The organism is Bacillus sp. SRB_331 (assembly GCF_003264175.1).
Lineage (GTDB): Bacteria > Bacillota > Bacilli > Bacillales > Bacillaceae_G > Bacillus_A > Bacillus_A mycoides.
Window position 1 is genome coordinate 682 of the sequence record NZ_NADV01000023.1, and the last position, 7,497, is coordinate 8,178.

At 33.5% G+C, this 7,497-nt stretch carries 8 protein-coding genes; 2 read left to right on the forward strand and 6 right to left on the reverse strand.

Features of this window, described 5'->3' with window-relative positions; translation table 11 throughout:
* The 3 genes from B5P42_RS32025 to B5P42_RS16555 all read right to left on the reverse strand — a co-directional run.
* Positions 1 to 494 (reverse strand): collagen-like repeat preface domain-containing protein (locus B5P42_RS32025; protein ID WP_181458804.1); only part of this gene is annotated, 494 nt, incomplete at its 3' end.
* A 262-nt stretch (positions 495 to 756) separates the two neighbouring features.
* Positions 757 to 1,365: a MerR family transcriptional regulator gene (locus B5P42_RS16550; protein WP_113734691.1), complete on the reverse strand. Its 609-nt coding sequence runs from the start codon at positions 1,363 to 1,365 to the stop codon at positions 757 to 759.
* 372 nt (positions 1,366 to 1,737) lie between these two features.
* The gene (locus B5P42_RS16555; protein WP_258397504.1) at positions 1,738 to 2,349 is read right to left on the reverse strand and encodes a TetR/AcrR family transcriptional regulator; all 612 of its coding nucleotides are present in this window, start codon (positions 2,347 to 2,349) and stop codon (positions 1,738 to 1,740) included.
* Positions 2,350 to 2,477: 128 nt separating this feature from the next.
* Between B5P42_RS16555 and B5P42_RS16560 the strand changes: the two genes are divergently transcribed.
* Positions 2,478 to 2,828 (forward strand): SH3 domain-containing protein, encoded by a 351-nt coding sequence (locus B5P42_RS16560; protein ID WP_113734693.1) that lies wholly within the window; start codon positions 2,478 to 2,480, stop codon positions 2,826 to 2,828.
* Positions 2,829 to 3,551: 723 nt separating this feature from the next.
* On the opposite strand, the gene B5P42_RS16570 is transcribed toward B5P42_RS16560, so the two are convergent.
* The gene (locus tag B5P42_RS16570; RefSeq protein ID WP_113734694.1) at positions 3,552 to 4,205 is read right to left on the reverse strand and encodes a MarR family transcriptional regulator; all 654 of its coding nucleotides are present in this window, start codon (positions 4,203 to 4,205) and stop codon (positions 3,552 to 3,554) included.
* Between the two features lie 260 nt (positions 4,206 to 4,465).
* Positions 4,466 to 5,932 (reverse strand): plasmid recombination protein, encoded by a 1,467-nt coding sequence (locus B5P42_RS16575; protein ID WP_113734695.1) that lies wholly within the window; start codon positions 5,930 to 5,932, stop codon positions 4,466 to 4,468.
* A 541-nt stretch (positions 5,933 to 6,473) separates the two neighbouring features.
* Here B5P42_RS16575 and B5P42_RS16580 point away from each other — a divergent pair.
* Complete coding sequence (locus B5P42_RS16580) at positions 6,474 to 6,695, forward strand: hypothetical protein (protein ID WP_016093974.1); 222 nt, start codon at positions 6,474 to 6,476, stop codon at positions 6,693 to 6,695.
* Positions 6,696 to 7,053: 358 nt separating this feature from the next.
* Here B5P42_RS16580 and B5P42_RS32735 read toward each other — a convergent pair whose 3' ends face one another.
* Complete coding sequence (locus tag B5P42_RS32735) at positions 7,054 to 7,188, reverse strand: hypothetical protein (RefSeq protein ID WP_255289151.1); 135 nt, start codon at positions 7,186 to 7,188, stop codon at positions 7,054 to 7,056.
* Between the last annotated feature and the right edge of the window lie 309 nt (positions 7,189 to 7,497).

Consider the following 7,497-nt stretch of genomic DNA (forward strand, 5'->3'; position numbering starts at 1 on the left):
TGTAATCCTGTTGCTCCTGTTGGTCCTTGTAATCCTGTTGCTCCTGTTGCTCCTAACTGAGCTAAGAGCAAAATAATTTTTTGAATTAATTGTGTTTGCACCTGTCTTGTAGTGTTATCAATAACAAATAAATTAATAAGAGATAATAAATTATTTACTAGTGTTTGTAATTCAGTTGTTAAAACAATAAAATTAAGTGAAGGTGCCGTTAAAATAGTAATTAGATTCTTAATAATAGATACAAGATCTGCTTGTTGTTGTTGATTTAAAAATCCCACTTGTGCAAATGCTAATAATTGATTCAGAATAAGAATTAATTTCCCTATATTTTGAGGCGTAGGTGCTGTAAATACTACTGGTATAGATACAATGAATTCATTAAGAATATTTGTCCAATTAATCAGTGCTGTTGATGTCAAAGGAATCATATCTTGTCTTTCAATCGGAAGACAATTACAAAAATTAGGCGGGCATTTTTTCCTGCAATTTGACATATTAATCACTTCCTTTAAATTTATACATATATATACAATATATCTAATGAATCAATGATTTCTTTTGAACCTATACAAGCATCTATAAATTACAAAAAGGCTTGTCTACATAAAAAATAATAAATCTGTTTATATAATAAAAAACATATCCCTCCAAAAAGCTTTCAACATCCATACTCTATTTATTATCAGTTAACATAACGTATCATTATCGGTAGCAAATAAACAGGCTTACTCCTTGTTATATAAGGAGTAAGCCTGTTTATTTATTGAATAAACGGTTCCACAAAGAACTTTTTTGTTTTGTCGTTGCAAGCTGTTGAATACTTCGTATATTTTCCATCAACATTTTATCTCTTTCATTTGCTCTGTTTTCTTGTCGAGTAAGTTGATATTCCATACGTTCTAGAATTTCTCTATCACTTTTTCTTTCCTTCTCCATCTCTTCAATTTTTTCTAATAGGTGTCTATTAAGTTTGTCTTGCTCTTTTATATAATCTATTAAACTTTGTATAGATTCATTTGTCACAGAAGTTAGAGAACGGCTAGGAGAGTGGGTTTCGCTTTTAGATTCTTGTTGTATTTCTTGGAGAGCATCCCCCGTTCTTGATGAAGAGCGGTTTCCTTTACGCTTAGATATAATAACTTTTGCAGCTTGTTCTAAGTTGAATTTTTGCTCTTGTACTAAACTTTTAAACAGTATAAGTGTATCTTGATCATAGCGAGTATAATAGCGAGTACCATCATCATTTTTCTCCCAGTAATATCCGTTCTTTTCTAGCGCGGCAGCCCACTTTCTTAAAGTACTTACCCCGATATTTAATCGTTCACTCATTTCTTTGTTTAACAAGACATATTCATATTCTTTCAAGCTATCACCTCACTCTTTAGAATATCATAAATTTTCTTTTGGGCGATCTTCACCCGCTCTTCAATGATTATTCGAAAATTTAAAAGAATTCCCTTTGATTTTAAAATTGGCCAGAGTAGAATACAGTAAATCAACTAACTTTTTTATACAAGATTTTATACAAATTTTTGTACTAATACAGGATATTCGTAAACCTGAAAAACCTTAGTATTTCCACAATGTATAAAATCATGTATAAGATGATAAATAAATAAAAAGAGAAATCCTAGTTATATCAATAGATTTCGCTTTTTATTTGCTACTGATAATGGGACGTTATGTTAACTTCACATGTATGAAGTATTCATAAATTATCATTCAGACATCATACCCTTATTCATCTTTTTTATTAGGTTCTTGAATTTGAAGTAGTTCAACAAAAACATTCAACATTTCTTGTATTTGAATTCGATTGTCTACAAAATGTTGCAAATTAAATCCATTAAAAATAGCCATGCTTGTTGTTGCTAAAGTTCTAGCATCTAATGGACTTCCGACAATACCTTCGTCCTTCATTTTTTGAAAAAAATGTGTAAGAAATGACCTCCATTCCTCCATCTGAAGAATAAGCATCTCTTTTATTTGTGGTAATTCATTCGAAACCATACATCCTTGGAGAAGCATAGGAGAAGACCCCTTTTCATAAGACTCATTTACTAAACGCATGGAGTATTCTTTAAATGTATTTAGCAAATCTTGATCTTTTCCATTAAGAGCTTCCTTTAAATCTTCAAAATAAAAATCTATACCTTCTTTTATCAACTTTAGCAAGAACTCCTCTTTGTTGGGAAAATGAACATAAAAAGCCCCTTTAGAGTATCCAGCATGTTTTACAATTTGATCAATGCTTGTCCTAGAATAGCCTTGTTTAGAAAATAATTCAATCCCCGATTGCATTATTTTGTTAATCGTATTTTCTGATTGTTTTTGATGATAATTCACCATAGTACCCCCTTTTCGAAAAGGAAACTGAATATTTGATTAATTTTAGTATATTCCTCAGCATACAATAAATTAATTAATACTGACTAGTTAGTATTAATAACATCTATATTAAAAAGGGGGAATTTATTTTGTTACGTCGCTTATCTATTTGTACTTTACTAACAGCTTTTATGTTTAGTTTGTTTACATTTAGTGGATCTGCTTTCGCGGCTACGAATACCACTGAAAATGAAACTGTAGTAACAGCTTGCACAAAAGGAGGTACGGTAGGTATATATGGTGCAAAAATGCGCAGTTTTTCCAGCGTCGGATCGTCTGTTTTATACACATTTCCTAGTGGTAAGAAAATTACTGGAACATGGGTAAAAGGTGAGTATGTTCAAGGTCATTACAGTAATTCTAATCAGTGGTTAAAAGTTACCTATAACGGGAAGACAGGTTATGTATCTCACACAACATTATATAACATTTGCCAATAAGGGTAGCATCAGGATTTTGTGGATTTACCCTATTAATACTTAACTAATTTTGCTTCAAATAAGACTCGATAGCGTCCCGAAAATGCTATAAACAACTTAACGTTGTAAATCCGCATTTTCCGGACGCTACCCCAAGATAAAAAAAGTAATTACTTCTGATAACGATAATTATGGACAGCTTATTTTTTTTGTTTAAAAGTATTGTTCTTTTCTTTAGGTCTTCCCATTGCTTTTTGGCTAGAGTGTTGGCTCGTCGTGTGGGGACGAAACCCCACGTATTGCGTATCAACATATCGTATAAAAACTATTTTTTGAACGATTGATCTAAGCGGTTCGGCTCGTATACTTGCTTGTCCAAGTCGAGAACCATTACTTTGCTTTTTGTCTGTCGGCTTGGCGAGAAAAGCACACGAGCCGAAAAAAGTTTTGCAAGGACAGAATCAAAAAGAAAAGGCGATAGCCTTTAGGTGAGGATAAACGAACCGAATTTTTGATTCTGAGGGTGGAGATTTTTGAGTGGTTTTCTCAAAAATACGACCCGTTCCTTGCGGAACTTTTAGCCCTATATATAAGAGTGAGATAGAGCAAATAAAAAAAGTCAGTAATACCAAGGGTTTATAGCATATGAGGTGTTACTTTTTCGTAACACCTGTGTTACTTTTTCGTAACACCTAAAAAAAGGAAAAACATAATAAAAAAAAGATGTCAATGGGAATTTGACATCTAAAATAAGTAGATTGGTAATTTATATTTTTTCTTAGACTCATCAATTTTAAAGTTCCTTAACGAATTTCTAAAAATATGTTGAGTTGCTTTATCTATTCCATCTTTAGGACTACAACACATAATATTAGGATTTACAAACCATGTACGACTTGTGCATGCACGACCATCTTCTGTTGTTATTCCTGCTGCTGCAACTCCTAAAACCCCTTTTTCAAATAAACCATTCATCGTTAAAGAAACATTTTTTCTTGCCATTTTAAAACGTTCAGCTAAATATGTAGGTGATGCTGGAGTAGTTGTATCTACATTGTCCTTATCAATTTTTTGAATAATAACGTTAGTTTTAAATTCCACATATGGAGCCAGTTTAAATAAAAATGCTTCTTCCTTGCTACTCAAATACTCAATTTCAGTAAGATAATTAACGTTATCCATAATTAACTGCACAAACCTCACCCGATCTGTAGGTTTTTTCTTTTTCCCTATGAAATACTCATCTCCACCAGTTGTTTTACTTAATAACTGCAAGAGCATTGTTTTCTCTTCTTCTGAGTAACCACCGGCTTGCAACTGATCATAAATACTATCAATCTTACTATCTCTTAATTTCGCTTTTTTTTCAGCTTGTCCAAAATCTACAACTTTTGTCATAAAATAATTCTCTCCCTTAGTGGAAGGAATCAACTTTTATATGTTAGAATGTATATAGAATATATATCGGTTGATCCCAACCTTATTATGAAAAACCGCCTGCCGACCAAAGCATGGGCGGTTTTTCTCGTTTGTATGTCTTTCTCTATAATAACATGAAACCCCTTGTTAAAGCTTTCTGTCTCTTACAAAAACACAACATTCAACCCTCTTTTTCTTCTTCGAACTAATGCAATTCAATACTTTCATCATTATCACTCTTATCTTTCCTTATCAAAATCTCGATGTCTGCTTATTTCTTTCTTATGTTCACGTTCAAATTGATTATCTACTCCCTTGCTACCCAATTCATTTTTAACAATCTCTCTAAACGCCTTAAATTGCTCTTTAAAAACTTTTTTCGTTTGTACATACAAAACTCTTATATTCTTCTGTAAACCCTTTATATGAGCTTTTAATGAGCTAATTTCTCTATTTAATACACCAACTTCTTTTTGTAATTGATTTTTTTCTTGTTTCAATGTTCGATTTTCTTCCATCCATCCCTTCGCATGTACTTTTAAACTCTCATTCTCTTTCACAAAATCTGTTTTTTTCAAACGCTCATAATCCTTTTTGATAGTAACCGCTGCATTCACTTGTTTTGTTAATTCTTGATATTGTTCCGGTGATAATACATAATTTCTTGTCTGTTTCTTCGTAATTTCAGCTTTACCGAACATTTTATCTTGTACTTCTGTTATTACTTCTCTACGCAAAAATGGAATTTTAACAGATTCATTTGGCACTTGATCTATAGCACTATCTAATTCTTTTTGCATTTGTTCTACTCTTTTTTCTAACTCTATATGACGCTGGCCAATTAACTGCAGTTTTTCACTTTCACTCTCTACCTGTTGTTTTACTATCTCTAATTCTTTGTACGTATCAACGACATCACTTTCCAAACTCTTTTTCGCTACTTGTAATTCATTTGTTTTCTCTTCAACATTTTTTAAATAATGATCAATCGTTTGTAACTGTGTTTCTTTTTCATGTACTTGATTTTCAACAGTTGACTTCGCTTCTGCATATTCCTTGTATTGACGGACTTTCATGTACTTATGAGAACCTACATTCGCTCGTTCAAAATTCGGAATATGCTCTTTAGCCAATTGTTCAATATAGGCCGTTTCTAATTGTCTCCAATTCGCAATTAACTTTCTTCCCGTTCCTTCGACACCTTGTTGTTGCAATGCTCTATCCATTCCGACACGCCTCGTTAATCCTCGACTACTTTCGAAATTCGGTACATAGTTAATATGTAAATGCGGATTTGCTTCATCATCATGTAAAACCATGTTATAAACCGCTAGGTTTGGATTTCGCTCTTGAAACGCTTCAGCATAGCGCTTCAGTGCTTCTTTCTTCGCCTCTCTATACATTGGGTCGTCTTTACCTTCTCCAATCGCTACAACCAATTCTCGTTGCTCATGTGTCTTTTCATCTTTATGTATTTTGTCATAGTAGTCATCAATCTTACGGTCATTCCGTTTTTGTTTCTCGTTATACTTGTCCACCGCTTCCTGAAAAACATCTTTGTATACACTTCGGATGTCCTTTTGAACAAAGAAAATATTCTCATCTAATCTGGTCGGATCTATACCAGGATTCCCATGAATATTTTCTCTGTTATTATGGCTCAATGAACTTTGGTGAGATTGATTAAATGAGATAGAACCCAACATAAAATGCCACCACTTTCCCAGATTAATTGATACCATAAGTCTAGCAAGGCGACGAAATTGTGTCAATTGACGTAACCCTATACGTATTTTGACACTTTCGCATCAAAATCAATAGGGGTCTGCGACGCTTATCGGCTTTGCCGAGCCATGCCCAGGCATGGCAAAAACCATCTCGTAAACGTGACATAGTCGTCCTCCAATGGACGCTATTTATTCCACGTTTTCTTGACCACGAGCCTCTAAACCCTCAAACTCCCGAAGGCAATCCCACAGGGCAAAAACCGCCCTATGGGACCACCTCCCGTAGTTTGCATGAGGGTTCCCCTCATGGTAAAGAAACTTTCGCGGCATAACCGCTCAGTGGTTTCCCCTTAATGCTCCTTGCATGGATCAGCAAAAAAACGCTGAACCATTCCAGTCCGCTTACCGTTGACTAATATTTCAATTTATTTGTTTTTCATTGATTTAAAACTAAACACTTTGTTTAATTTTTAGACATATTATATAAATGTTTATTTATTTTTAACTGAGGTGAATTATTATGATAAATCCTTACTATATTGGAAACAGACAAGCAGGCCCAGTCTTTTCACTCCATGGAGCTCAAGTAACAATCCATGCAGTGCAACATGCAATGCAACATATGCCATACTATTATCATCCAGCTATACCTTATCATGAAACAATACAATATTATCCAGCTATAGAATATACATCTCAAAGTATATATCCTACTACTTTTACAACAATTCCATTTTATTAACATCCTCTTATTTTTAGTATGTTCGGCTTGGCGACATGCCGTCAATTGCCGAAATCCATTGATAAGTGGATAGCCGCTTTTAGTGTCATAGAAATCTAGAGTAAGAGTTAAATTCATGGACAGCCGATCTAAGCCGTTCGGCAGGTACAATTGCTAGTCCAAGTCGTGCTACCTAAATCCTCGTTTTTGTTATTCTCGAAAGTAAACTTTTGAATATTAGTTTACTTTCAGTGATAGAAGTAGAACCACATGCCCATCAACCCAATATTTTGGAGTACCTCCAAAATAAATTCACCTCAGATACAACAAAAGAGCCTTACCTCTGTAGGTAAGGCTTCACTAGTATAGTTGTATATATCTACATAACAATTAAGAAACTGTAAAAATATAACACAAAGAAGCAGAACCCTAACATTCCGCCTATAGCTAGTACCTGTTTAACCCAGCTTTTGAATTTCAGATTACTGTCAATAATCGCTTGCACTCTTTCCATATCCGTTTCCTCCTATTAAGGAGAACCCTTAAAGACTCTCACCTCGCTATGATAACATTAAAGAATAACTAATAGAGGTCTAATTTTTGTCTGAATATATAAATATGCAATATTGCATATAAGAATGTATTGATAAAAATGTAAGCGCTTACTATAATGAAAGCATAAAGATAAATCACATCTTAGCATCAACAATAGAGGAGGAAATAATATGGAAATCGCAATGGCAGTTTTAAAATTTGTAGGTGGAATCATTCCATTTGTACAAGAACTTTTAAAAGCAGTAATGTAAGTTCATTATTCCGCAAT

Coding starts and splice junctions, on each gene's coding strand:
- B5P42_RS16575 (WP_113734695.1), bottom strand. CDS start 5,932: ATGTTGGGTTCTATCTCATTTAATCAATCTCACCAAAGTTCATTGAGC.
- B5P42_RS32735 (WP_255289151.1), bottom strand. CDS start 7,188: ATGGAAAGAGTGCAAGCGATTATTGACAGTAATCTGAAATTCAAAAGC.
- B5P42_RS16580 (WP_016093974.1), top strand. CDS start 6,474: ATGATAAATCCTTACTATATTGGAAACAGACAAGCAGGCCCAGTCTTT.
- B5P42_RS16555 (WP_258397504.1), bottom strand. CDS start 2,349: ATGGTGAATTATCATCAAAAACAATCAGAAAATACGATTAACAAAATA.
- B5P42_RS16570 (WP_113734694.1), bottom strand. CDS start 4,205: ATGACAAAAGTTGTAGATTTTGGACAAGCTGAAAAAAAAGCGAAATTA.